Raw genomic sequence first — 25,011 nt, forward strand, 5'->3', positions numbered from 1 at the left:
ACGCGCGCATTCACCGCGTCACCGGGAGCCGGGGGGCCGAGACGTCGTACACGGTGACCCCCGCGTTCTCCGGGACGGCCCGGAGCGTCTGCAGGACGCGCACCTTCAGCGCCGCCTCCTCGGAGCTCCCCCACTCGACGACGACGCCGTCCCGCAGCGTCATGCGGACCGCGTCGCGCGTCGGCGCCGAGACCTCCGCGACCTGCGCGTGGAGGTCCGCCGGGAGCGCGTTGAGCAGCACGAGCGCGGCGTCGAGCGCCCGCGCCCCCTGGTCGTCGAGCGGCGCGTCGATCTCCGGCAGCCCCTCGGGCACGACCGGGTCCGTGCGCACGTGGACGCCGTCGGCGTCGAGCAGCGCGAAGCCGTCGTCCACGGGCACCGCCACGACGGGCTCGCGCGACTCGAGGAGCACGGCGAGCCCCGAGGGCCATGCACGCCGGATCTCGACGTCGCGCACGCCGTTGAGGTCGAGCACCTGCTCGCGCAGCGCGACCGTGTCGAGCCGCGGCAGCGGCACGCCGTCCGCGGCGGCGACCACGTCGCGGACCTGCTGCGGGTCGATCACCGTGCCCTCGCCGGAGACCGTGACCTTGTCGAGGTCGAGGCCGAGCACGGGCGAGAAGAACGCCACCCACGCGAGACCGGCGACGACGAGGAGCGCCGCGACCCAGCCGAGGACGCGCGTGCGGACCCGGTGGCGGCGCATCGCGTCGCGCTCCGCGAGCCGCTCGGCCATGCCGTGCGAGACGACCCCGATCGGGGCGGCCGACGCGCCGCGCGGTACGGACGTCGTCGTGCCCGTGGCCCGGCCGCCGCCACCGCGCGCGGCCGCAGGACGACCGGTGCCGGGTCGGTCGCCCGACGAGCGCACGAGCTCGGAGCCCGGCGCCGCGACGCGGCGCACCGGTCGCGTCGGCGTGTCCTCGACCGGCGCACGGCGCGCGCTGGCGGGCGGGGCCGGCTTCGCGGAGCTCGAGGCCGGCTTCGCGGGGCCCGGGGCCGCAGACCGTCCGGCCCGCTCGCCCGCGCCCGACCGGCCCGGCCGCGGCGCGGCGGGACGAGGCTGGGGCGGCGGACGCATCAGGCCTCGCCTCCTCCGGGCGCCGGGGCACCGTCGCGACGCGCGCCGAGGCGCTCGAGGACGACGGCGCCCAGCTCCGTGACGTCCCCCGCCCCGACGGTGAGCACGAGGTCGCCCGGGCGGGCGGCGTCCGCGACGCGGTGGGCCGCCTCGACGCGGTCCTCGACCGCGGCGACGACCACGCCGGGAGCGTCGACCAGGTCGGTGATCGTGCGCGCGCTCACGGCCGGGTCCGGCTCCTCGCGCGCCGCGTAGACGCCCGTGACCACGACCTCGTCCGCGCCGGCGAGCGCGTCCGCGAACTCGCGCGCGAAGGTCGCGGTGCGCGAGTACAGATGCGGCTGGAACAGCACGAGCACCCGGCCGCCGGCCGCGACGGGCCGGGCGGCGGCGAGCAGCGCGGCCACCTCGGTCGGGTGGTGCGCGTAGTCGTCGACGACGCGCACGCCGCCCGCCTGGCCGCGGGCCTCGAAACGACGGCCGGTGCCGAGGAAGCCGTGTGCGGCCGCGACCGCCGCCGCCGGGTCGACGCCGAGCACGACCGCCGTCACGACGGCCGCGGTCGCGTTGAGCGCGTTGTGGTGCCCCGGCACGCGCAGCAGCAGCTCGAGCCCGTCGAGGCGCGCCGCACCGACCGTGCCCGTGAGCGACGCCCGCACCCCGGGTCGGCCCACCTCGTCGGTGGGGGCCACGTCCGCGACGCGCACGTCGGCGTCCGCGGACGTGCCGTACGTGACCACCGCTCCCCCGGCCCGGGCGTGCGACGACGCGAGCGCGCGCGCCCCCGCGTCGTCGGCGCACGCGACGAGCGTCCCGCCCGGGACGATCCGCGCGGCGAAGTCGACGAACGCCTGCTCGAACGCGGCACGGGACCCGTAGTGGTCGAGGTGGTCCGGCTCCACGTTGGTGACGACGGCGACGTCGGGGGCGTAGTTGAGGAACGACCCGTCCGACTCGTCGGCCTCGGCGACGAGGACGTCCGACCCGAGGTGGCCGCCCGCGACGGGGCCGTCCTCGGTGAGCACCGTGCCGCCGATCGCGAACGACGGGTCGAGGCCCGCGCCGCGCAGGACGGTCGCGATCATCGCGGACGTCGTGGTCTTGCCGTGCGCGCCCGCCACGGCGACGGACCGGCCGCGCGCCATGAGCGAGGCCAGCGCCTGCGAACGGTGCAGCACGCGCAGCCCCGCCGCGCGCGCCGCCGCGAGCTCGGGGTTCGTCTCGCGCACCGCGCTCGACACCACGACGGTGTCCGCGCCGGCGACGTGCGCGGCGTCGTGCCCCACCCACACCCGGACGCCGTCGGAGCGCAGGGCGGCGAGCGCGTCGCCCTCGCGCGCGTCGGAGCCCTGGACGGGCACGCCGTGCGCGGCGAGGAGACGGGCGACGACGGACATCCCCGCGCCGCCGACGCCGACGAGGTGGACCGTGCCGAGCGCCTCGAGCGCGAGCGGGCCCTCGCCCGACGCCGCCGTCACGCCCGTGCCCCCGACGCACCGGCGACGGCCTCGGCGACGAGGTCCGCGACCCGCGCGGCGCCGTCGCGCACGCCCGCGCCCGCGGCGGCCGCCGCCATCGCGTCGAGCCGGCCCGGGTCACCGAGCAGCGCCGGGACCTCGCGCGCGACCCACGCCGCGTCGAGCTGCGCGTCGTCGACGAGCAGGCCGCCACCCGCGGCGACGACGGGGCCGGCGTTGAGCCGCTGCTCCCCGTTGCCGATGGGCAGCGGCACATAGACGGCCGGGATGCCCAGCGCCGCGAGCTCGCCCACCGTGCCCGCGCCCGCGCGGCACACGACGAGGTCCGCGACCGCGAGCGCGAGCTGCATCTCGGCGAGGTACTCGCGCACGTCGTAGCGCGCGCCGGGGTGGCCCGCGACGGCGCCGGCCGCCGCCTCGCGCACCGCGCCGTCCTTGCCCTTGCCGGTCAGGTGGAGGATCTGCGTGCCCGCCCCCAGGAGCGCGCCGGCGGCACCGGAGACCGCCTCGTTGAGGCTCTGCGCCCCCAGCGAGCCGCCCGTGACCACGAGCGTGCGCGCGCGGGGGTCGAGGCCGAGGCGCGCCGCGGCGTCCGCGCGCACCCCGGCGGCGTCCGACGCCCGCGCGGCCACGAGGTCCTGGATCTCGCGGCGCAGCGGCAGCCCGGTGACGACGCCGCCCTTGAGCGGCGTGCCCTCGAACGTCACGCCGACGCGCGCGGCCCACCGGGCACCGAGGCGGTTCGCCAGGCCGGGGCGCGCGTTCTGCTCGTGGATCACGACCGGGACGTCGCGACGGCGCGCGGCGAGGTACGCGGGCGTGGAGACGTAGCCCCCGAAGCCGACGACGACGCGCGCGCCGGTCTCGTCGATGACGGCGCCCGCCGCGTCCACGGCGGACTTGAGGCGTCCCGGGAGGTTGACCCACTCCGCGCTGGGGCGGCGCGGGAGCGGGACGCGCGGCACGTGCCGCAGCGGGTAGCCCCGGGCGGGGACCAGGTCGTCCTCGAGGCCGCCCGCGACCCCGAGCGCGGTCACCACCACGCCGGGCTCACGCGCCCGGAGCTCGTCCGCCACCGCGAGGAGCGGGTTCACGTGCCCCGCCGTCCCGCCGCCTGCGAGCACCACCGAACCGATCGTCGTCACGTACCTCGTCGTCCTTCCCTGCGGCAGGTGCCGCGTCCTGTCCGTCGTGCGGAGGTCTGTCGTGCGGGGCGCGGGGCGCCCCACGGGTCCGGCGTCGCGCCCGGAGCGGCTGCGACGGCCGGGAAGGTCATCGCGCGGTCCGGCGCCGGGGGCGCGCCGCCCGGCCGACGACGGCGAGCGAGCGCCGCACGACGCTCCCCCGCGCGGCGAGCGCCTCGGCCGCGCCCGGTTCCGAGCGCGCGAACGAGATGAGCACGCCGAGCGCGGCCATCGTCATGATGAGCGCGGAGCCGCCCGCCGAGACGAGCGGCAGCGGGACGCCGATCACGGGCAGGAGCCCGATGACGACGCCGATGTTGATGAACGCCTGGCCGACGATCCAGCACGCGATCCCGGCCGTCGTGATCTTCACGAAGGGGTCGGGGTGGCGGCGCACGATCCGGCTCGTGGCGACGCCGACGATGACGAACAGCCCCAGCACCAGGAGCGTGCCGAGCAGCCCGAGCTCCTCGCCGATCACGGCGAAGATGAAGTCGTTGTGCGCCTCCGGCAGGTACGACCACTTCTCGCGGCTCGCCCCGAGACCGACGCCCGTGAGCCCGCCCGTGCCGAGCGCGTAGAGGCCGTGCATCGACTGGTAGCACTCGCCGAGGGTGTCGGTGCACTCGCGGTACGTCGCCATGATGCGCGAGAGCCGGTCGCCGCCCGACTGGTTGAGGATGAAGACGTACCCGACGACGAACGCGGCACCGCCCGCCCCGAGGGCGAGCAGGCGCCCGTCGGCCCCCGAGACGAAGAACGCACCCGCGATGATCGCCATGACGACGAGCGCCGTGCCGAGGTCGTGACCCGCGAGCACGAGGCCCACGACCGCGACCGCGACGGGGACCGCGGGGATCAGCACGTGCCGCCACTGCCCGAGCATCCGCTGCTTGCGCCCGAGCACGACACCGAGCCACAGCGCGAGCGCGAGCTTCGCGACCTCGGCCGGCTGGAACGTGAAGAGCCCGAGGTCGATCCAGCCCGTGTTGCCGTTGACGTTCTTCGCGAGCGGCGTGAACACGAGCATCTGCAGCCCGAGAGCCACGAAGAGCGCGGGCCATGCGAGCCGCTTGTACCAGTCGACCGGCACGCGCGTGGCGACGAGCAGGACGGGCAGGCCCATGAGGGCGAACTTCGCCTGGTCGAGGAACGCCCCGAACGGCGACTTGCCCGCGGCGATCTGCGTGACCGCCGAGCTGGAGAACACCATGACGAGACCGATGATCGCGAGCAGCGCCGTCGCGCCGACGAGCAGGTAGTAGCTCGTCACCGTGCTGTTCCACTGGCCGAGCCACGGGCGCTCGGCGGGCTCGGGCCGCGGGCGTCGCGGCTCGCGGGTCGTCGCCCGGCCCCGCGGCACCGTCCGGCTCGTGCCGGCCCGGGGGACGGTGCGCGTCGAGGGCGCGCCTCGCCCGTTCGCGGTCTGGGTCATGGGCTTCCCGGCCTACCCGTGGTCGGGGCGCAGGGCGCGCGCCGCCTCGGCGAACGCGTCGCCGCGGGCGGCGTACGAGCGGAACTGGTCCATCGACGCGCCGGCGGGCGCGAGCAGCACCGTGTCGCCGGCCTGGGCGAGGCGGCGGGCGGAGTCGACGGCGCGGGGCATCACGGTCCCAGTGTCGCCAGGATCCACGCGCACGACGGGGATATCGGGCGCGTGTCGGGCGAGCGCACCGGCGAACGGCTCGGCGTCGACGCCGATGAGCACGACGGCGCGCAGCCGGTCGGCGCGCGCCGCGACGAGCTCGTCGAACGACGCTCCCTTCGCGAGGCCGCCCGCGACCCACACGACGGTCCCGGGCGCGAACGCGGCGAGGGACGCGGACGCGGCGTGCGCGTTGGTCGCCTTGGAGTCGTCGACGTAGGCGACGCCGTCGACCGAGGCGACCTGCTCGATGCGGTGCGACCCCGTGCGGAACGCGCGCAGCCCGTCGCGGACGGCGACGGCCGGGACGCCGTGCGCCCGTGCGAGGGCGGCCGCGGCGAGCGCGTTCGCCACGACGTGGGCGGGCACGACGCCGTCGGCGCCCGCGAGGTGCGCCAGGTCGCCGAGCGTCGCGAGCTCGGCGGCGTGCGTGTGCCGGTCCGGCGCGTCCGCGGGCGCGTGGAACGCGCGGTCGACGAGCACGTCCTCGATGACGCCGAGCTGGCCGCGCGCCGGGGCGCCGAGCGTGAAGCCGACGGCCCGGGCCCCCTCGACGACGTCCGCCTCGCGCACGAGCGCCTCGGTGCGGGGGTCCGCGACGTTGTAGACGCACGCGACCCGGGCGTCCTCGAAGACGCGGCCCTTGTCGGCCGCGTAGGCGTCGATCCCGCCGTGCCAGTCGAGGTGGTCGGGGGCGACGTTGAGGACGGCGCCCGCCTCGGGGGACGTGGTGTGCGTGAAGTGGAGCTGGAAGCTCGACAGCTCGACCGCGAGCACCTCGAGCGTCGGGTCGAGCGCGGCCTCGACGACGGGCGTCCCGACGTTGCCGACCGCCGCCGTCCGCAGGCCCGCGGTCCGCAGGATCGTCTCGAGCATCTCGACCGTCGTCGTCTTGCCGTTCGTCCCGGTGACGGCGAGCCAGGGCGCGGGCCGCCCCGACGGTCCGGCGACGCGCAGGCGCCACGCGAGCTCGACCTCGCTCCACACCGGCACGCCGCGCTCCGCGGCGGCCACGAGCAGCGGGTGGCTCGGGCGCCAGCCCGGCGAGACGACGACGAGGTCCGTCGCCCCGAGGTCCACGTCCGCCGCGTCGTGCAGGTCGGCATCGGCGGCGCCGTCGTCGAGCGTGACGACCGACGCCGCGCGCGGGCGGAGCGCCGCCGCGGCGGCGCGCCCGGACACCCCGAGGCCGGCGACGACGACGCGCGCACGCTCGAGCGGGACGGCGAGGTCGTGGGGGTCGCGTGCCACTAGCCGACCACCCACTCGGCGTAGAAGATCCCGATGCCCAGCGCCGCGAACAGCCCGGCGATGAGCCAGAAGCGGATGACGATCGTGACCTCGCCCCACCCGGACAGCTCGAAGTGGTGGTGCAGCGGCGCCATCTTGAACACGCGCCGCCCGGTCATCTTGAAGAACCCGATCTGGATGACGTCGGAGAGCACGATGATGACGAAGAGGCCGCCGATGATGAGCGCGAGGAACTCGGTGCGCGTGAGGATCGACAGGCCGGCGAGCGCGCCGCCGAGCGCGAGCGAGCCCGTGTCGCCCATGAAGATCTTCGCGGGGCTCGCGTTCCACCACAGGAACCCGAAGCACGCGCCCACGATCGCGGCGGCCACGATCGCGAGGTCCTGCGGGTCGCGCGTCTCGTAGCAGCTCGGCCCGGCCGACGCGAGGCGCTGGCAGGTCTGGTTGAGCTGCCAGATGCCCACGAGCACGTACGAGCCGAACACGATGAGCGAGACGCCCGTCGCGAGCCCGTCGAGACCGTCGGTGAGGTTGACCGCGTTCGACCACGCGGTGATGAGGAAGTTGGCCCAGAGCACGAACAGGATCAGCCCGACCGTGACGCCCGCGAACGCGAGGTCGAGGTTCGTGTCGCGCAGGAAGGAGATGCGCGTCGACGCCGGCGTGCGGCCGTGCTCGTTGGGGAACTGCAGCGCGAGCACCGCGAACGCGATCCCGACCGCGCCCTGGCCGATGATCTTCGCGCGGGCCGTGAGCCCGAGGCTGCGCTGCTTGCGGATCTTCGTGAAGTCGTCGAGGAAGCCGACGATCCCGAGCCCCGTCATGAGGAACAGGACGAGCAGGGCGGACACGCTCGGGAACCGCCCCGAGACGACGTACGACATCGCCCAGCCGAGCAGCGTGGCGCCGATGATGACGACCCCGCCCATCGTGGGCGTCCCGCGCTTGGTGAAGTGCGCCGTCGGGCCGTCCTGGCGGACGAACTGCCCGTAGTTGCGGTGCACGAGGAACCGGATGAACAGCGGCGTCCCGAAGAGCGCGACGAGCAGGGAGACGCCCGCCGCGACGATGATCGCGATCACGCGCGTTCACCTCCTGCCGCACCGGCGCCCGCGGCCGCCAGCTCGTCGCCGAGCCGCCACAGCCCGGACCCGTTCGAGGCCTTCACGAGCACGACGTCCCCCTCCTGCAGCTCGTCGCGCAGCAGCGCGGACGCCGCCTCGACGTCGGGGACGAAGCGCGTCTCGTCGCCCCACGACCCCTCCTGGGTCGCACCGTCGTGGATCCCGCCGGCACCCTCGCCGACCACGACGAGCAGCTTGACGTTCAATCGGACCACGAGCCGGCCGATGTCGTCGTGCGCGACGCGCGAGTCCTCGCCGAGCTCCAGCATCTCGCCGAGCACCGCGACGGACCGCCGGTCGCGCCCCGCCATGACGGCGAGCGCCTTGAGCGCGGCGCGCATCGAGTCCGGGTTGGCGTTGTAGGAGTCGTCGATCACCGTGATGCCGTCGGGACGCTCGGTGACCTGCATCCGGTGCGGGCTCAGGGCACGCGCGTCGGACAGCCGGGCCACGACGTCGGGCAGCGCGACGCCGAGGCGCAGCGCGGCCGTCGCGGCCGCGAGCGCGTTCGTCACGTGGTGCTCGCCGACGAGGCCGAGGGTCACGCGCGCGCTCGTGCCCTCGCCGCGCGTCGCGTCGCCCGACGCGCCGGGGCGCACGCGCAGCGTGAAGGACGCCCGGCCCGTGCGGTCGATGCCCAGGTCCTCCGCGCGCACGTCCGCCGCGGGGATCGTCCCGAACGTGACGACCTCCCCCGGCGCGACGTCGGCCATCGCCGCGACCCGCAGGTCGTCGGCGTTGAGCACGGCGACGCCGCCGGGCGCGAGGCCCGTGACGATCTCGGACTTGGCGCGCGCCACGGCCTCGATCCCGCCGAACTCGCCGAGGTGGGCGCTGCCCACGACGAGCACGACCGAGACGTCCGGGGGCGCGATGCGCGTGAGGTAGGTGAGGTGGCCCACGCCGCTCGCGCCCATCTCGAGCACGAGGAAGCGCGTGGACTCGTCGGCCTCCAGCACCGTGAGCGGCAGGCCGATCTCGTTGTTGAACGACCCGCGCGGCACCACGGTGGGGCCCTCGGGGCGCAGGAGCTGGCCGAGCAGGTCCTTCGTCGTGGTCTTGCCCACGGAACCCGTGACGCCGACCACGCGCAGGTCTCCGCGCTCGCGCAGCGTCGCGAGCACGTGGCGGGCCAGCTCGCCGAGCGCGGCCTGGACGTCGTCCACGACGACGCACGGCACGTCGAGCTCGCGCGCGGCGAGGACGAGCGTCGCGCCCGCCTCGACGGCACCGGCGGCGTAGTCGTGACCGTCGACGTGCTCGCCCGGCAGCGCCACGAAGAGCGACCCCGGCGCGACCCGGCGCGAGTCGACGACGACGGGCCCCCCGACCCGGACCTCCGGGTCGGCGGACAGGCGTCCGCCGGTCGCTGCGGCCACCTGCGCCGCAGTGAGCTCGATCATGCGTGGTGCTCCTTCAGGTCGGGGGTGTCGTGGGGCGGCGTCGTCGCGGGGCGCTCCTCGAGCGCGGCCCGCGCCTCGACGCGGTCGTCCAGGGGGTGGTCGACGCCGGCGATCTCCTGCCACACCTCGTGGCCGCGGCCCGCGACGAGCACCGTGTCGTCCGGGCCCGCGGCGAGGATCGCCTCGCGGATCGCCCGGGCGCGGGGCGCGACCTCGAGCACGACGACGTCGCGCGGCTCGGGTGCGGCGGCCGTGGCCTCGCGCGCCGCGTGGGCGCCGGGCAGCACCTCCGCGCGGATCGCGGCCGGGTCCTCGCCGTGCGGGTCGTCGTCGGTCACGACCACGACGTCGGCGCCCTCGACCGCGACGCCGCCCATCGTGGGCCGCTTGCCGCGGTCCCGGTCGCCGGTCGCGCCGAACACGACCACGAGCTTGCCCGGCGTGGTGGGCCGCAGCGCGTCGAGCGCGAGGGCGAGGGCGTCCGGGTTGTGGGCGAAGTCGACGACGACGCGCGGCCGGTGGGGTGGCTCCGAGACGACCTCCATACGGCCCGGGACCGCCGGGTCGAGCCCGCCGGACGCCGCGAGCGCCGTCTCGAGGTCGCGCGCGTCCGTGCCCGCCTCGAGCACGAGGGCCAGGGCGAGGGCGGCGTTGGCGACGTTGAAGTGCCCGGGCAGCGACGTCGTCGTGCGCACGCTCCGGCCGTCGCGGTGCCGCAGCGTGAACGCCGAGCCACCCGCCTCCGACGGCTCGACGTCGTGCACGGTCCAGTCCGCCGCGGGCTGCTCGTCGCCCGTGGTCGAGCTCACGCGCAGCGTCGCGACCGGGACGCGCGCGGCCGAGACCATGCGCTCGCCCCACGCGTCGTCGACCACCACGACGCCGCGGCGCGCGTGCTCGGGCGTGAACAGCAGCGCCTTGGCCTCGAAGTACTCCTGGAGGTCGCCGTGGAAGTCGAGGTGGTCCTGGCTGAGGTTCGTGAAGCCCACGACGTCGTAGACGAGCCCGTCGACGCGGTGGAGCGCGAGCGCGTGGGACGAGACCTCCATCGCGAGCGTGCGCACCCCGTCCTCGCGCATCGCAGCGAGCAGCGCCTGGAGGTCGGCCGCCTCCGGGGTCGTCAGGCGGCTCGGCAGCACCCGGTCGCCGGAGCGCATCTCCACGGTGCCGATGAGGCCGCCCGTCCAGCCGAGCGCGCGCAGCGCGTGGTCGACGAGGTACGTCGTCGTGGTCTTGCCGTTCGTGCCCGTCACGCCGAACGTCGTGAGGTCCTGCGCGGGGGCGCCGTACACCCAGGCCGCGACGGGGCCGAGGAGCGCGCGGGGGTCGGGGGCGACGAGCACCGGCACGTCGAGGCCGGCGTCCGCGAGCAGGTCGGCGCCCTCGGCGTCCGTGAGGACGGCACGGGCGCCGCGGCCCACGGCGGCGGGCGCGAACCGCGCCCCGTGCGCCCGGGCGCCGGGCAGCGCCACGAAGAGGTCGCCCGCGTCGGCGGCGCGGTCGTCCGACGCCACCGACCACACCTCGGCGGAGGCCGGTGCGGCGGCCGCGCCACCCGCACGGACGTCGAGCCCGAACCGTGCTGCCAGGTCCGCCACCGACCGACGGGTGGTCGTGGCCGGGCGAAGACGGTCGATCGGGGATGTCACGTGTAGAACCTACCGTGCCGGGACGGGCCGCCCCGCAAGCCCGCGGGGCGCTGCACCCGGGCGGGAGCGCGCTTCACGGGACCTTCACCGGGGACCGGGAGAGGGGCGGTGAGGTTCACCACGTCGTCGGGAGCGGCACGTAGGGCTCGGTGCTCGGCTGGACGCCCTCGTGCTCGAGGGTGAAGCCCATGATCTCGCTGAACACCGGGGCCGCGACGACGCCGCCGAAGATCGACGAGTGCGGGTTCTTGAGGAAGACCGACACGGTGAACCGGGGGTCGTCCGCGGGCGCGACGCCGATGAACGACGCCATGATCCCGGACAGCCGCCCGTCGTCGCCCGCCGCCTCCGCGGTGCCGGTCTTGCCCGCGACGCGGTAGCCGGGCACCGAGGCGCTCGAGCCGGTGCCCTCCTCCACGACGGACTCCATCATGTGCAGCACCGTGTCCGCCGTCTCCTGGGACACGACGCGCTCCGGCGCCGGACGCTCCGCGGGCACGAGCTCGCCGCGCTCGTCCGTCGTCCCGGCGACGATGCTCGGCGTCGCGCGGACCCCGCCGTTCGCGATCGTCGAGAAGACGCTCGTCGCCTGGATCGCGTTGACCGACACGCTCTGGCCGAAGAGCACGGCGTACTCGGTGCGGCCGTCCCACGAGTCCGCCGGGTGCAGGATGCCCGCCGACTCGCCGGGCAGCCCGAGGCCGGACTTCTGGCCGAAGCCGAACTTCCGCAGGTAGTCGTAGCGGACCTGCTTGGGGATCTTCTCGCCGACCTGGACCGTGCCCGTGTTCGACGACTCCGCGAGGATGCCCGCGAGCGTCAGGCGCTCGACGGGGTGGTCGTGCGAGTCCTTGAACGTCTGACCGTTCGGGGTGGTGTAGCGGTCGGGCACCTCGAACCGCGACCCGGCGTCCGCGTGGCCGCCCTCGATGGCCGCGGCCATCGTGATGACCTTGCCCGTCGACCCGGGGTCGAACACGTTCGCGACGGCGCGGCTCGGGCGGGCGACGGCGTCCGTCGAGCGGTCGTTCGGGTTCACCGTGCCCGAGTCCGCGAGCGCGAGCACCTCGCCCGTGCGGACGTCCTGCACGACGGCGATCGCGTACTCCGCCCCGGTCTCGCTCACCGCCCGGTCGATCGCGTCCTGAGCCTTCCACTGCACGTCGCGCACGGTCGTGAGGCGCACGTTCAGGCCGGGCACCGCCTCGACGACGTCGCACCGACCCGTCGGGATGAGCTGTCCGCCGAGCCCTGCCTCGCACCGGCGCGAGCCCGGCGTCCCGGCCAGGACGTCGTCGTACGACGCCTCGATGCCGCCCCCGCCCGTCTGCTCGTCGTTGACGAAGCCCACGAGGTTGCCGGCGACCGTGCCCGCCGGGTAGGTGCGCTCGCTCGTCATCGTCGTGCTGACGAACGCGGACAGCCGCAGGTCGGCGATCTGGCGCTGCACCTCGGGGGTGACGTCCTTCTCGAGGACGAGGTACCGCGACGTGCCGACGAGGTCGGCCGCCAGCTCGACCGCGGACCGGTCGAGGATCGGGGCGAGCAGCTTCGCGACGCCCACCGCGCCGCCCTCCTCGAGCGGCTCGCCGTTGACCAGGTCGCCGGTCCGGGGCTCGAAGCGCGCGATCGCCTGGAGGTCGGCCGCGACGGTGTACCGGTCCACCGAGGTCGCGAGCACCACGCCGTCGGCGTCCGTGATGTCGCCGCGGTGCGCGATCGTCGTCGAGCTGCGCGTGCGGTCGTTCTGGGCCTCGGCCGCGAGCGCGGGCCCGCGGAGCACCTGGACGTTGACGAGCTGCGCGATGAACACCGCGGTGATCACGCCCGCGACGACGATGAGCCAGCGCTGCCGACGCTCGGGCCGGCCCGGCTCGCGGGTCCCCCGGGCCGGACGGGCCGGCGGGCGGCCGGCGCCGCGCGGAGCGCGCGACACCGGGGCGCGCCCCGACGTGCTGCGCGTGGACGACGTGCGACCGGACGTGGTGCGCGCCGTCGAGGCACGACCGGACGTGCCGCGCCCCGCGGCGGTGCCCGTCGAGGCGGCGCGCGCGGGCGCAGGACCACCGGAGCGCGCACCCGCGGCCCGCCCGGCGGACGCAGGACGGCCCCCCGAGGAGGCCCGGGAGGCCGCGGTGGCGGGACGGGGACGCGGGGTGCCCGCCGCCGGTCGTGACCGGCCGGTGCGCCCGGCGCCCGTGCCCTGCGTCACTCCCCCGCCCCCTCCTGCGCCACGCCGAGCACCGTGCCGTCGGACAGCCGGACCATCGCCGGGTCCTGCGCCTCGACCATGCCGAGACCGCGTGCGGTCTCCGGCAGCGCCGTCTTCCGCTCGGCGACCTGCAGCTGCAGGCTCTGCGTGTCCTGGGCCACGCGGCTCACCTCCCGGCGCAGCTCCGACATCTCGTAGGAGTTGCGCGCCATCGTCGTGTTCACCAGGAGAGCACACAGGAGCGCGGCGCCGAGGATCGACATGCAGACGACGAGGAACGGGACCTTGGAGCGCGCCTGCAGCGGCGCCCGGACGAGCTCGAGACGCGAGCGCAGCGCCCGCTCGGACGCGCCGCCCGGCAGGGCGGTCAGCGACGGGCGCGGTGCGGGCGCCGGCCGAGCCGGGCGCGGGAGCGGGCGGGCGGCGGTCGACCTCTGTGCGCTCATCGTGTCGTCTCCCCCGGGTCGTGCGGTCGGTCGGTCGGTCGGTGGCCGGGCGCCGGCGAGCGGCGAGCGGCGGACGGGCGGCGGTGCGGCGGTGTCGGGCGGGTGCGCTCGGCGGCACGCAGGCGCACGGACGCGGACCGCGGGTTCGTCTCGCGCTCCCCGGCCGGCGCCTCCTCGGCCCCCCGGGTCAGCAGGCGCAGGTACGGCTCGTCCTGCTCGGGCACGACCGGCAGGCCGGCGGGCGCGCTGATCGTCGCGCCGGCGGCGAGCACGCGCTTGACGATGCGGTCCTCGAGCGAGTGGTACGACTCGACGACGATGCGCCCGCCCACGGCGAGCACGTCCACCGCGGCGGGGACCGCGCGCTCGAGGACCTCGAGCTCGCCGTTCACCTCGATGCGCAGCGCCTGGAACGTGCGCTTGGCGGGGTTGCCGCCCGTCGTGCGGGTGGCCGCCGGGATCGACGCGCGGACGAGGTCGACGAGGTCCGCGCTGCGCTCCCACGGCTGCTGCTCGCGCCGGCGCACCACGGCCCGCGCGATCCGCTGGGCGAACCGCTCCTCGCCGTAGTCGCGCAGGATCCGGGTGAGCGCGCGCTCGTCGTACGTGTTGAGCACGTCCGCGGCCGTGAGGCCCACGGTCGGGTCCATGCGCATGTCGAGCGGGGCGTCGTGCGCGTAGGAGAACCCACGCTCCGTCTCGTCGATCTGGAGCGAGGAGACGCCGAGGTCCATGAGCACGCCCTGGACCGGTGCGCCGACCACGTCCGCGACGACGTCCTCGATCTCGTCGTACACGGCGTGCACGGCGCGGAAGCGGTCGCCGAACCGGGCGAGCCGGCGCGACGCGCGGTCGATCGCCTCGGGGTCGCGGTCGATGCCGACCACGCGCGCCGTCGGCACCTGCTCCAGGACGGCCTCCGTGTGGCCGCCCATGCCGAGCGTGCAGTCGACGAGCACGGAGCCCGGCTCGCCGAGCGCGGGCGCGAGCAGGTCGACGCAGCGCTGGAGGAGGACCGGGACGTGCCGCTCGGCGGCGTCGTCGGGGGTGCTCGTCACGTCCTCCTCCTCTCCGTGCTGGTCGTCGTGCTCCGGTGCTGCTGCTGGTCGTGCTGTGCTGCGGGCCCCGTACGGTCAGGTCTCCCTCCGCGTCCTTTCTGGCGCCGGGGAAGTGCGCCAGACCGGGCGGGAGGAGGCCTCACCGTGCGGAGCCGGGGGTGCTCGGCCCTAGAAGCGCAGGTCCGGGAACACCTCCTCCGCGGTGTCGGAGTACGCCGACTCCTGCTCCGCGAGGTACGTCTCCCACGCCTGCGCGTCCCAGATCTCGACGCGCGTGCCGGCGCCGATCACGGCGACGTCGCGGTCGAGCCCCGCGTACGCCCGCAGGGGCGCGGGGATCGAGACACGTCCCTGCTTGTCCGGGATCTCGTCGCTCGCCCCCGAGAGGAAGACGCGCAGGTAGTCCCGGGCCTGCTTGCTCGTCACCGGCGCCTGCCGGATCTGGTCGTACATGCGCCGGAACTCGTCCATCGGCAGCAGGAACAGACAGCGCTCCTGCCCCCGCGTCATGACGAGACCCGGTGCGAGCCGCGACCGGAACTTCGCGGGGAGGATGAGCCTCCCCTTGTCGTCCAGACGCGGCGTGAAGGTGCCCAGGAGCAGGCCGGAGGAACCGCCGAGCACGTCGTCCACGAAGCCGGACATGCACCTGGCACCTCCCCTCCTGCTCCCTTCTGCTCCACGGTACTCCACTTCCCTCCACCGCTCTCGGCGAAAGTTCCAGGTTTCACCCGTCTTCGCAGGATCTCCGCAGGTCAGACGGGCTGGAGCGCGGTGGAGGGGAGGACTCCCCAGGGCGCGTCGTGCCCGCCTCCCGAGGGCCGCCGTCGGGCGGCGACCGCTTCCGGGAGCCGTTCGGCGGGTCCTGGGCGGCGGCGCCCGGTGCCCGTGGAGGGAGAGGGAGGGGCACGGGCCGGTCGGGGCGGCCCACGGGCCGGGGTCGGCGGACCTCCCCCCGTCTACTAGGCTCTTCCCACCCGCGGTCTCGCCGGTCCGCGGCCCTGCGCCACCGACGACGGAGGTCCCCGTGCTCCCCGACATCGCCCCTGTCGCGCCCTCCGACGAGCCCGGGTCAGGTCGCCTCGCCGGTCTCGACGAGCTGGTCGAGACCACCGGACGGATCCGCTCCGGCATCGAGTCCGTGGTCACCGGGCGGCCGGACCTCGTGACCGTCACCGTCGCCGTCCTCCTGGCACAGGGTCACCTCCTCGTCGAGGACGTCCCCGGCGTCGGCAAGACGACGCTCGCCAAGGCGCTGGCGCGCACGATCGACTGCAAGGTCGGCCGCATCCAGTTCACGCCCGACCTCCTGCCGAGCGACCTCACCGGCGTCAACATCTACCGCGCCGCGAACCACGAGTTCGAGTTCCGGCCCGGCCCCGTCTTCTCCAACATCGTCATCGGTGACGAGATCAACCGCGCCTCCCCCAAGACGCAGTCGGCGCTCCTGGAGTGCATGGAGGAGGGCCAGACGACGGTCGACGGCACGACCCACATGCTCCCGAGCCCGTTCCTCGTCGTCGCGACCCAGAACCCGGTCGAGATGGAGGGCACCTACCCGCTCCCCGAGGCCCAGCGCGACCGCTTCATGGCGCGGCTGACCGTGGGGTACCCCGACGTCGACGCCGAGCTGCGGATGCTCGACCGCCAGGAGACGGACAACCCCCTCGCGCACCTGCGGCCGGTGACCACCGGGGCGGACGTGCTGCGGTTCGCCGAGGTCGCGCGCTCGGTCCACGCGTCCACGGCCGTCAAGCGCTACGTCCTGGCGCTCGTCACCGGGACGCGCGAGCACCCGGGCCTGCGCCTCGGCGCCTCCCCCCGCACGACGCTCCAGCTCCTGCGCGCGGCGAAGGCCCTGGCCGCGATGGCGGGGCGCGACCACGTCCTCCCCGACGACGTGCAGTACCTCGCGGTGCCCGTGCTCGCGCACCGGCTCGTCGTCACCACCGAGGCACGGCTCTCGGGCCAGGACGCCGAGGCCGTCGTCGCGTCCCTCGTGGCGCAGACGCCGATCCCCGCGCTGGACGCGACCGAGCGACGCTGACGTGCGCGGCCCGTCGTTCCTCGCGCGGCTCCGGCGCAGGACCAGGAGCCTCGCCAGCGCGCGCCCGACCCGCCGCGGCACCGTGGTCCTCGGTGCGGGCGCCGCGCTCGTGGTGCTCGGCGTCACGCTCGGCCTGCCGGACCTCGTCGGGCTCGGCGCGGCGGGCCTCCTCGCCGTGGGCGCCGCGTGGTGCTGGATGGCGGCCCGGCGCATCGACCGGGGGCGCGGCGCGCTCCACGTGACGCGCCGGGTGCAGCCCAACCCCGCCGTGCGCGGCCAGCTCACGACCGCGCGCCTGACCGTCGCGGCGGCGCGCACGACGTCGTCGACGGCCTCCACGCTCGCGCGCCTGCGCATCAGCGAGCAGGCCGCGCACGAGCTGTCCGACCAGGGCTCGTTGCGCGCGCAGGTCGCGACGGTCGGCGACCACATCGCCGTGCGGTACCGCCTGCGACCGCTGCGCCGCGGCCGGTGGCCGCTCGGCCCGCTCCTCACGACGCGGACCGACCTGTTCGGCCTCGTCAGCGCGACGCAGGAGCTCGGCGACCCGACGGCCGTGGCCGTCTGGCCGCGCACCGTCGAGCTGCCCGTGCGCGGGAGCCGCGCGTTCGGCGAGCACGAGCGCTCGGCCTCCGGCGCCCGGCTCGCGTCGAGCGACGACTCGGTCCTGCGCGACTACGTCGCCGGTGACGACCCCCGCCGCGTGCACTGGGTCAGCGCCGCGCGCCGCGGCCAGCTCATGGTGCGCTCCGACGAGAGCGCGGGCCTGCCGCCCGTGACGGTGCTCCTCGACCGCGGCCTCCTGCCCCACCCGGAGCTCGCCGCGTCGAGCCCGCGGGCGCTGGCCGACGGCGAGTGGGCCGTCGAGTGCGCGGCGTCGATCGGGGTGTCGCTGCTCCAGGCGGGGCACCCCGTCCGCCTCGTCCCAACGTCGCTCGCCGCGGTGGTCCCCGGCACCGGCTTCCGCGTCAACCGGTCCGGCGAGGGCCCGGCCGACCTGCTCGACGCCACGGTCGACCTGCACGGGCACCAGGTCGTGGCGGACGCCGACCGCTCCGTCGTCACGACCTGCGAGGCGCTGCGACGCGACCGCCGCCCGGGCGAGATCACCGTCGCCGTGCTCGGCCCGCTCGGCTCCGTCGCGCGGCACACCGTCGCCGCGATGGCCGGGGACGGCGTCCACCGCGCGCTCGTGGTGAGCACCCGCCCGTGGGCCCCCGAGCACGCCGACGCCGTCGAGACCGTCACCGCGCTGCGCTCGACAGGGTGGCACGCCGCGCTCGTCGACCCGTCCGCGTCGCTCGAGCACGCCTGGACCCTGCTCGCGGAAGGCTCACGATGACCGCACCCCGACCGGGAACCTCGGACTCCGCGGGCCTGCGCGTGCTCGCGACGAGCGCACTCGTCGCCACCGCGGTCGTCGCGTCGGCGTACGCGCTGGGGAGCGTCGTCGGGCCGGGCGGGTGGACGGGCACGGTCGTGCGCGTCGTCGTCGTCCTCGCGCTCGTCACCGGCCTCAGCCGCTGGGCGCTCGAGCGGAGCCACGCGGCGCGCGGCGAGGTGCTCGCACCGCCGGCGGCGCTCCTGCCGTCGCTCGCGGGGCTCGTCGTCGGGCTGTGGGCCCTGCTCGGGCTGTACGGCGGGCCGACGGACCGGTTCTCGCTCCTCATCGGCCTGTCCAACGTGGACCGCGTCCTGTCCCGCCTGGGCACCGCGCGCGACCTCACGCTCGCGGAGGTCGCCCCGATCGACCCCAGCCTGCCCATCGCGCTCCTGGCGGTCGGCGGCGCGGTCGTGGTGTTCGTCGTCGCCGACCTCATGGCCGGCGGGTTACAGCTCGGCGCGGGAGTCGCGCTGCCGCTCCTCGCCCTGTGGGTGCCCGGGCTCGTCATCGTCGGCGAGGTCCCGCCGCTCGCGTTCGTCGTGACGGTCACCGCCCTCGTGCTCCTCCTCGCCGTGGACAACCCGCACCGCGCGGTCCGCCGCGGGGCGTCCGCGCGACGCCCGGAGGACCGCGCCGCCGGAGGCCTGCGTGCCGCGGGCGCGCTCGTCGTGGCGGTCGCCGTGGCGGTCACCGCGCTCGGCCTCGGGTCGGCGAGCGCCTCGCTCCCCGAGGTGGCGTCGGCGTCGTGGTCGCGCCTCTTCTCCTCGACCGGCCAGACCGTCCGGCTCTCCGACGACCTGGACATGCGGCGCGACCTCGCCGAGCGGTCCGGCGAGGTCGTCCTGCGCTATCGGACCGACGGCGAGGGCGTCGGCCCCCTGCGGGTCTTCACGCTCACCGGCTTCGACGGCACCAACTGGCGCCGCGGCGCCGACCGCGACGGCACGCCCATCGACGGCGGCGAGCAGCTCCTGTGGCCCGACGACCCGGGCGCGACCGGGGACCCCACGTCGCTGCGCGTCACGCTCGAGTCGCTGCGCGACACCAAGCTGCCCGTCCCGACCGAGCCGCGCGCCGTCGGCATCGACGGCGACTGGGCGTACGACGACGTGCGCGACGAGGTGCTCGGCGAGCAGCCGACGGACGCGGGCACGTCCTACGAGGTCACGGTCTTCCCGCGGCCGCTCGACGCCGACGCGTTGCGCGGCGCCAGCGGCGCGGACCCGGACGACCCCAACTACCTCGACGTGCCCGCGACGGAGCACGAGCAGGACATCCGCGACCTCGCGACGTCCGTCGTCGACGGCGCGACGACGCGCTACGACCAGGCGCTCGCGCTGCAGACCTACTTCCGCGACATCTCGCAGTTCACGTACTCCACCGAGGTGCCCCCGGGGACCTCGGGCGACGCCGTCTGGGACTTCCTCCAGGACCGGACGGGCTACTGCGTCCAGTTCGCGACGTCGATGACGATGATGGCCCGCACGCTCGGCATCCCCGCGCGGCTGGGCGTCGGGTTCCTGCCGGGCGAGCGGGTCGACGAGTCGAGCTACCAGGTCACGGGTCGCGACTCCCACGCGTGGCCCGAGCTGTACTTCCCGGGCCAGGGCTGGGTGCGCTTCGAGCCGACGCCCGCCCAGCAGACCGGTCCGACGCCGACGTGGGCCACCCCGGTCGCCGTCACGCCCGGCGGCCCGGCCGACCCGGGGAACGTCCCGACGCCGGGCGCCACCACGGCCGCGCCGTCAGCGCCGGCGACCCCGACCCCCACCGCCCCGGGGGCCGCCGGCACGACGGACGGCACGCAGGAGGACTCCACCTCGTGGCCGCTCGTCGTGGGCGTGGCGCTGCTCGTCGCGGCGGTGCTCGCCGCAGGGCTGTGGTTCGTGCTGCGCCGACGCACCGAGGCGGAGAGCCTGCGGGATGCCGAGGACGCCTGGGCCGAGCTCGTGGCACGGCTGGGTGCGCTGGACGTGCGGTGGCCGTCGTCCACGACGCCGCGCCGCGTGCCCGCCGTCGTCGTCGCGACCCTGCAGGCGCGACGCGGGGCGGATGCCGGGGACGAGGACCTGGCTGAGACGCTCACGGCCCTCGCGTCGGCGCTCGAGGCGGAGCGCTACGCCCCGCGTCCGCGCGAGACGGTCAGCCCGGAGCGTCTCCAGGCGCTCGTCGACGCTGCCGTCGAGGGGATCGCGAGGTCGCTCAGCGACCGTCCTGCTCGCGCCGACGGTCCCAGCGCTCTTCGAGTCGGCTGAGGAACGGCTTCCGCGAGGTCCTGCTCGCTGCGGCCGGCCGGACGGTGCCGTCGGCCTCGACGGTGCCGACCGGTCCCTTGCGGGAGGCGCGCGGTGCCTGGAAGACCAGCACGACGCCGGCGAACATGAGGACGAAGCCGATGACGCCGAGCCAGGTCTGCGAGAGCGCGGCGCCCAGCACCAGCAGGAGCAGCCCTCCCACGACGCCGACACCGGCCAGGACGTAGCGCAGCGCAGAGCGACGTCGAGGGGCCTGGAGCGTGTTCGCCAACCGCGGATCGTCCGAGGTGAGCGCGCGCTCCATCTGCTCCAAGACCCGCTGCTCGTACTCAGACAGAGGCATGAGCACCCCGATTCTCCACGGTGGTCGTGTGACACCCTCAGGATAGATCGACATCCGCGGGGGTGGTAGTCGAGCGGGCCCGGGCGGGCCCCATCGCGATGGATCTCACCCCGAAACGGCCGCGGACGGCGTCGACGGCCTCCTCCGCGCGCCGTCGGACGGCGTTCGTCTCCACCACGGCCTCCTCGAGCGTGGGCTGGACGACGGCCTCCGCGCGCGGCTCGAGACCTTCCGCACGCACCCCCACGAGCCGGACCGCGAGCCCTCGCAGGTCCACCCCCGCGACGAGTTCGCGCGCGACGAGGTAGATCTCGCGCGCGACGTCCGTCGGGGCGCCGAGCGTGCGGGCGCGCGTGACGGTCCGGAAGTCGCTCGTGCGGACCTTCACGCTCACCGTGCGGGCGACGAGGCCCTGGTGCCGGAGCCGCCCGGCGCACCGGTCGGCGAGCTCGAGCACGCGCGCCTGCACGGCGGCGAGGTCGCGCAGGTCGTGCTCGAACGTCGTCTCCGCGCCGATGCTCCGCTCCGAGCGCTCCGGCTGGACGGGACGCGGGTCGCGACCCCACGCGAGGTCGTGCAGGTGCGCCCCGGACACCTTGCCGACCGCCGTCTGCAGGGACGCCACGTCGGTGTCGGCGAGCTCGGCGACCGTCCGGATGCCCCACTGCGCGAGGACCGCCTCCGTGCGCTCGCCCACGCCCCACAGCGCCCCGACCGGCAGAGTGCGCAGGAACGGCACCGTCGCCGCGGCGGGCACGAGCAGCATGCCGTCGGGCTTGGCGTGCGTGGACGCGAGCTTCGCGACGAACTTCGTGGTCGCGATCCCGACCGAGCACGTGATCCCGTGGTCCGCCTGGACCCGACGCCGCAGCGCGGCCGCGATCCGCGTGGGCGGCCCGAGACGGCGCCGCGCGCCGCTGACGTCCAGGAAAGCCTCGTCGACGCTCACCTGCTCCACGAGCGCGGTGATCTCGCCGAGCGCGGCCATGACCGACCGCGAGACCTCGTGGTACCGCGCGTGGTCCGGCGGCACGACGACCGCCTGCGGGCACAGCCGGCGCGCGGTCGTCATGGGCATCGCCGAGTGGACGCCGAACGCGCGCGCCTCGTAGGTGGCGGCCAGGACGACGCCCCGCTCGGCACCGCCGACGATGACCGGTCGCCCGACGAGCTGGGGGCGCCGCGCGAGCTCGACCGAGGCGAAGAACGCGTCCATGTCGACGTGCAGGATCGAGCAGCCGCTCTCGTCGTCCCCCCAGTCCCGGCGGACGACGGCACGAGGACCCCGGCTCATCGGGTGCTCACCGTGCCCGCGGGCCGACCGGCCGGGTCGTCACGACGCCACCGTGCGCAGCCCGGGCAGCCTGACGAAGCCGGCGTCCGGGTCGACGAGCATCGCGACCTCGTCGCGGAAGTCCTCGGCGCACGCGACGAGCTCGTCGGCGCGACGCGGGTCGACCTCGTCGAACCGCCCGGCGTCCACGGCGGCACGGACGCGCGCGCCGCTCGCGAAGTACACCGACCACGCGGCGAGCGCGGGCTCGGCGTCCGCGAGCTGCTCCCACACCGAGCGGGCGCGCCCACGGCGCACGGGGCGCGCACGGAGCGCGACGACCGCGGCGGCTGCCCGCAGCGCGCCGAGGTGGGCGTGGACGAACCGCTCCCCCGCGTCCTGCGCGAGCGCCGCCGCGACGAGCTCCGCGTCCGCGCGGGCGAGCAGCCGCCGGACCTCGGCGGGAACCACGACCTGCGCCCTCGCGCCTGCTTCGTTCGACATCGCGCACCTCCTGCTCCACTATCGAACACCTGTTCGATTCTGTCAACGTGCCGGGTCCCGGCAGCCCGTACGGTGGGCACATGGCTCGCCCCACCTCCCGACGCCCTCCAGGGTCCTCCGCACCACCCACACCGCCCCGGCGTCGGGGCCCCGCGCGTGGCGGGCCCGCGGCGTCCGACCTCCCGGACGAGCCCGTCGCGACCACGACGGGCACCGCGCGCGTCGAGCGCGACCCCGACCGCCCGTCCGCGGTCACCCTCTACGTCAACGGGGTGCCGAGCTCGTACCTCGACCTGGCCGACCCCGGGATGCTCGCGTTCGAGTACATGCAGCAGATGGCCGCGGTGGTCGACGAGCTGCACCCCGGGCCCGTGCGTGCGCTGCACCTCGGCGCTGCCGGGTGCAGCCTGCCGCGCTGGGTCGAGCACACCCGCCCCGGCTCGACGCAGCTCGGGGTCGACCTCGACGCGCGCCTCCTGGAGCTCGTGCGCGCCTGGTTCGACCTGCCGCGCTCCCCGCGGCTGCGGCTGCGGCCCGACGACGCCCGGCACGCCGTGGAGGGGCTCGCCGACGCGTCGTTCGACGTCGTTGTCCGGGACGTCTTCCACGGCGACCGCACGCCCGACCACCTCGTGACCCTCGGCATGGCCGAGGAGGTGCGGCGCGTCCTGCGACCGGGCGGCGTCTACCTGGTCAACTGCGCGGACCGACCGCCCCTCGCGTCGGTGCGGCGCGAGCTCGCGACGCTCGCCGCCGCGTTCGGGGGCGGCACGGGCGACGGCGCCGTGGAGGAGGGGCGCGTCGCGGCGATCGCCGAGCCCGCACAGCTCAAGGGCCGCCGGTACGGGAACGTGGTGCTCGCCGCGGTCGCGCCGGGCGGTGCCGGGCCTGCCCTGACCGCCCCGGGCCTCGCGCGCACCGTGCGCTCGCTGGCCGTGCCCGCGCGCGTCCTCGTGGGGAGCGAGCTGCGGACCTTCGTCGGCCCGGCGGCGCCCCTCCCGGACCCCACGCCCGCGGACCCCGGGTCCGCGGACCCCGCCTCCGAGGGGCCCGCTCCCGGGGTCACCACGCCCGCGCGGCCGGCGCCCGACGAGCACGCAGGGGCGACGGGCGAGGGCTGACACGCCAGGAGCCGCGCCCCGGAGGGGACGCGGCTCCTGCGCTGCTGCTACGACCGGGTGACCCGACCGCAGGACGTCGTGGACGTCAGAGCGGGCGGACCTTCTCCGCCTGCGGGCCCTTCGGCCCCTGGGTGATCTCGAACTCGACCCGCTGCGCCTCGTCGAGCGTGCGGTACCCGTTCGTCTCGATCGCCGAGTAGTGCACGAAGACGTCGGCACCGCCGCCGTCCTGCGCGATGAAGCCGAAGCCCTTCTCGGCGTTGAACCACTTCACAGAACCCTGCGCCATGCTGTTCCTCTGACCTTCTGTCCATCCGGGGACATCAGCAGGCGGACCCTTCGTCCACCCCCGTGCGCCGCAATGCCATGTCCCACGTCCTTCGCCGGCGCCCCGGCCGTGTGCGGCCGGCAGGCCCGACGCCGGACCGCCCCGCCGGGCGGACCCACGTACCGGCCGTGCACCGGGTCGTGCGCAAGTACGTCACTGCAACAGGCCACAGTGTGGCATGGACCACGTCAGGTCCGCCACGGAGAACGGGCCCTCTCGTGCTGATTTTTCGGCACATACTCCCCGGAGTGGCGGAGGGCGCCGTCACTCCCCCGACTGCTGCGCGAGGAAGCGCTCGAACTCCGCGCCGAGCTCGTCGGCCGTGGGGATCGGCGCCGACTCGGCGAGCAGGCTCGTGCGTCCGACCGAGCGGGCGAAGGCGTCGTACTGCTCCTCGAGCGCCCGGACCACCGCCGCGACCTCCTCGGAGTCGCGCACCTGGCGCTCGACCTCGGTCTTCGCGTCCTGGACCGCGTCCGCGAGGCCGCCGGTGGCGAGGTCGAGCCCCGTCACGCGCTGGACGTGCTCGAGCGCGACGACCGCCGCGGGCGGGTACGACGACTGGGCGAGGTAGTGCGGCACGTGCACCGTGTAGCCGACGGCGTCGTGGCCGGCGCGCCCGAGCCGCAGCTCGAGCAGCGCGGCGAGGCTCGCCGGCACCTTGACGGTCCCGAACCACGACGTGTGCTCGCCGAGCAGCTCGGGGCGCGTGGCGTGCGCCGTCACCGAGAGCGGCCGCGTGTGCGGGATGCCCATCGGGATGCCGTGGAAGCCCACGACGAGCGAGACGCCCAGGCGCTCGACGACGTCGCGCACCGCGGCGACCACGCGCTCCCACTGGACGTCCGGCTCGGCGCCGTGCAGCAGCAGGAAGCCGGTGCCCTCGGCGTCGCGCACGTGGTCGACGACGAGGTACGGCTCGTCGTAGTCGGACCAGCGGTCCGTGCTGAAGGTCATCGTGGCCCGCTTCGAGCGGTAGTCGATGAGCTGGTCGGCGTCGAAGGTCACCAGGCGGGTGACCTCGCCGATCTCCAGCAGGTGGTCGACGGCCACCTCTCCCGCGCTGCCCGCGTCGACGAACCCCGCGACCGCGTGCAGCAGCACCGGCCCGGAGCCCGCCTCGGGCGGCGTGGGCCACAGGCGCGCCACGGCCTGCTCGTCGAGCTCGTAGATCCCGCGAGGGTCCAGCATGCATCCTCCTCGTCACGTCCTTCGCCCGTGCGCC

General features: G+C 75.7%; 21 protein-coding genes. 4 read left to right on the forward strand and 17 right to left on the reverse strand.

Annotation, left to right across the window (positions count from 1 at the left end; genetic code table 11):
* Window positions 1-10 precede the first annotated feature (10 nt).
* The 12 genes from MT994_RS13925 to mraZ form a co-directional block, all read right to left on the reverse strand.
* Window positions 11-904 (reverse strand): cell division protein FtsQ/DivIB, encoded by an 894-nt coding sequence (locus MT994_RS13925; RefSeq protein ID WP_354806744.1) that lies wholly within the window; start codon window positions 902-904, stop codon window positions 11-13.
* A 176-nt stretch (window positions 905-1,080) separates the two neighbouring features.
* Window positions 1,081-2,559 carry a UDP-N-acetylmuramate--L-alanine ligase gene (gene murC / locus MT994_RS13930; protein ID WP_354806746.1) on the reverse strand — a complete coding sequence of 493 codons (1,479 nt, stop codon included), beginning with the start codon at window positions 2,557-2,559 and terminating at the stop codon, window positions 1,081-1,083.
* Window positions 2,556-3,704: an undecaprenyldiphospho-muramoylpentapeptide beta-N-acetylglucosaminyltransferase gene (gene murG, locus MT994_RS13935; RefSeq protein WP_354806748.1), complete on the reverse strand. Its 1,149-nt coding sequence runs from the start codon at window positions 3,702-3,704 to the stop codon at window positions 2,556-2,558. The genes murC and murG overlap by 4 nt, the downstream gene beginning before the upstream one ends.
* A gap of 127 nt (window positions 3,705-3,831) precedes the next feature.
* Entirely contained in the window at window positions 3,832-5,178 is a 1,347-nt protein-coding gene (gene ftsW, locus MT994_RS13940; protein ID WP_086151284.1) for a putative lipid II flippase FtsW, read from the reverse strand.
* A gap of 12 nt (window positions 5,179-5,190) precedes the next feature.
* Window positions 5,191-6,639: a UDP-N-acetylmuramoyl-L-alanine--D-glutamate ligase gene (gene murD / locus MT994_RS13945; RefSeq protein WP_354806749.1), complete on the reverse strand. Its 1,449-nt coding sequence runs from the start codon at window positions 6,637-6,639 to the stop codon at window positions 5,191-5,193.
* Entirely contained in the window at window positions 6,639-7,721 is a 1,083-nt protein-coding gene (gene mraY, locus MT994_RS13950; RefSeq protein WP_021483305.1) for a phospho-N-acetylmuramoyl-pentapeptide-transferase, read from the reverse strand. Before mraY ends, murD begins: the two co-directional genes overlap by 1 nt.
* Entirely contained in the window at window positions 7,718-9,166 is a 1,449-nt protein-coding gene (gene murF, locus MT994_RS13955) for a UDP-N-acetylmuramoyl-tripeptide--D-alanyl-D-alanine ligase (protein ID WP_034650729.1), read from the reverse strand. Before murF ends, mraY begins: the two co-directional genes overlap by 4 nt.
* Window positions 9,163-10,815 carry a UDP-N-acetylmuramoyl-L-alanyl-D-glutamate--2,6-diaminopimelate ligase gene (locus tag MT994_RS13960; RefSeq protein WP_354806751.1) on the reverse strand — a complete coding sequence of 551 codons (1,653 nt, stop codon included), beginning with the start codon at window positions 10,813-10,815 and terminating at the stop codon, window positions 9,163-9,165. Before MT994_RS13960 ends, murF begins: the two co-directional genes overlap by 4 nt.
* 115 nt (window positions 10,816-10,930) lie before the next feature.
* Complete coding sequence (locus MT994_RS13965) at window positions 10,931-12,751, reverse strand: penicillin-binding protein 2 (protein ID WP_354806752.1); 1,821 nt, start codon at window positions 12,749-12,751, stop codon at window positions 10,931-10,933.
* A 272-nt stretch (window positions 12,752-13,023) separates the two neighbouring features.
* A complete protein-coding gene (locus MT994_RS13970) occupies window positions 13,024-13,473 on the reverse strand; it encodes a hypothetical protein (RefSeq protein ID WP_144682994.1) in 450 nt (149 codons plus the stop codon).
* Window positions 13,470-14,531, reverse strand: a complete 1,062-nt coding sequence (gene rsmH, locus MT994_RS13975; RefSeq protein ID WP_144682996.1) for a 16S rRNA (cytosine(1402)-N(4))-methyltransferase RsmH — start codon at window positions 14,529-14,531, stop codon at window positions 13,470-13,472. Before rsmH ends, MT994_RS13970 begins: the two co-directional genes overlap by 4 nt.
* 168 nt (window positions 14,532-14,699) lie before the next feature.
* Window positions 14,700-15,134, reverse strand: coding sequence for a division/cell wall cluster transcriptional repressor MraZ (gene mraZ / locus MT994_RS13980; protein WP_031316739.1), 435 nt, complete (start codon window positions 15,132-15,134; stop codon window positions 14,700-14,702).
* A gap of 496 nt (window positions 15,135-15,630) precedes the next feature.
* Here mraZ and MT994_RS13985 point away from each other — a divergent pair, with 496 nt between their 5' ends.
* The 3 genes from MT994_RS13985 to MT994_RS13995 are packed head-to-tail and all read left to right on the forward strand — an operon-like array spanning window position 15,631 to window position 20,217.
* The gene (locus MT994_RS13985; RefSeq protein ID WP_228075562.1) at window positions 15,631-16,578 is read left to right on the forward strand and encodes a MoxR family ATPase; all 948 of its coding nucleotides are present in this window, start codon (window positions 15,631-15,633) and stop codon (window positions 16,576-16,578) included.
* A gap of 1 nt (window position 16,579) precedes the next feature.
* Window positions 16,580-17,920, forward strand: a complete 1,341-nt coding sequence (locus tag MT994_RS13990; protein ID WP_086151291.1) for a DUF58 domain-containing protein — start codon at window positions 16,580-16,582, stop codon at window positions 17,918-17,920.
* A complete protein-coding gene (locus MT994_RS13995; protein ID WP_354806755.1) occupies window positions 17,917-20,217 on the forward strand; it encodes a DUF3488 and transglutaminase-like domain-containing protein in 2,301 nt (766 codons plus the stop codon). Before MT994_RS13990 ends, MT994_RS13995 begins: the two co-directional genes overlap by 4 nt.
* On the opposite strand, the gene MT994_RS14000 is transcribed toward MT994_RS13995, so the two are convergent.
* The 3 genes from MT994_RS14000 to MT994_RS14010 are packed head-to-tail and all read right to left on the reverse strand — an operon-like array spanning window position 20,165 to window position 22,337.
* On the reverse strand, window positions 20,165-20,560 hold the full coding sequence (locus MT994_RS14000; RefSeq protein WP_031316425.1) for a DUF3040 domain-containing protein: 396 nt from the start codon (window positions 20,558-20,560) through the stop codon (window positions 20,165-20,167). The genes MT994_RS13995 and MT994_RS14000 overlap by 53 nt on opposite strands.
* Window positions 20,561-20,597: 37 nt before the next feature.
* Window positions 20,598-21,854 (reverse strand): DNA polymerase IV, encoded by a 1,257-nt coding sequence (locus tag MT994_RS14005; RefSeq protein WP_021482845.1) that lies wholly within the window; start codon window positions 21,852-21,854, stop codon window positions 20,598-20,600.
* 39 nt (window positions 21,855-21,893) lie between these two features.
* Window positions 21,894-22,337: an SAV_6107 family HEPN domain-containing protein gene (locus tag MT994_RS14010; protein ID WP_034655077.1), complete on the reverse strand. Its 444-nt coding sequence runs from the start codon at window positions 22,335-22,337 to the stop codon at window positions 21,894-21,896.
* Window positions 22,338-22,417: 80 nt separating this feature from the next.
* On the opposite strand from MT994_RS14010, the gene MT994_RS14015 reads away from it, so the two are divergent.
* Window positions 22,418-23,458: a fused MFS/spermidine synthase gene (locus MT994_RS14015; RefSeq protein WP_354806756.1), complete on the forward strand. Its 1,041-nt coding sequence runs from the start codon at window positions 22,418-22,420 to the stop codon at window positions 23,456-23,458.
* 85 nt (window positions 23,459-23,543) lie between these two features.
* On the opposite strand, the gene MT994_RS14020 is transcribed toward MT994_RS14015, so the two are convergent.
* Both MT994_RS14020 and MT994_RS14025 read right to left on the reverse strand, forming a co-directional pair.
* Entirely contained in the window at window positions 23,544-23,747 is a 204-nt protein-coding gene (locus tag MT994_RS14020; RefSeq protein ID WP_021482348.1) for a cold-shock protein, read from the reverse strand.
* 303 nt (window positions 23,748-24,050) lie between these two features.
* On the reverse strand, window positions 24,051-24,977 hold the full coding sequence (locus MT994_RS14025) for a PAC2 family protein (RefSeq protein WP_021482349.1): 927 nt from the start codon (window positions 24,975-24,977) through the stop codon (window positions 24,051-24,053).
* Window positions 24,978-25,011 lie beyond the last annotated feature (34 nt).

It is taken from the genome of Cellulosimicrobium sp. MI9406, from assembly GCF_040595865.1.
GTDB classification, from domain to species: Bacteria; Actinomycetota; Actinomycetes; order Actinomycetales; family Cellulomonadaceae; genus Cellulosimicrobium; species Cellulosimicrobium funkei.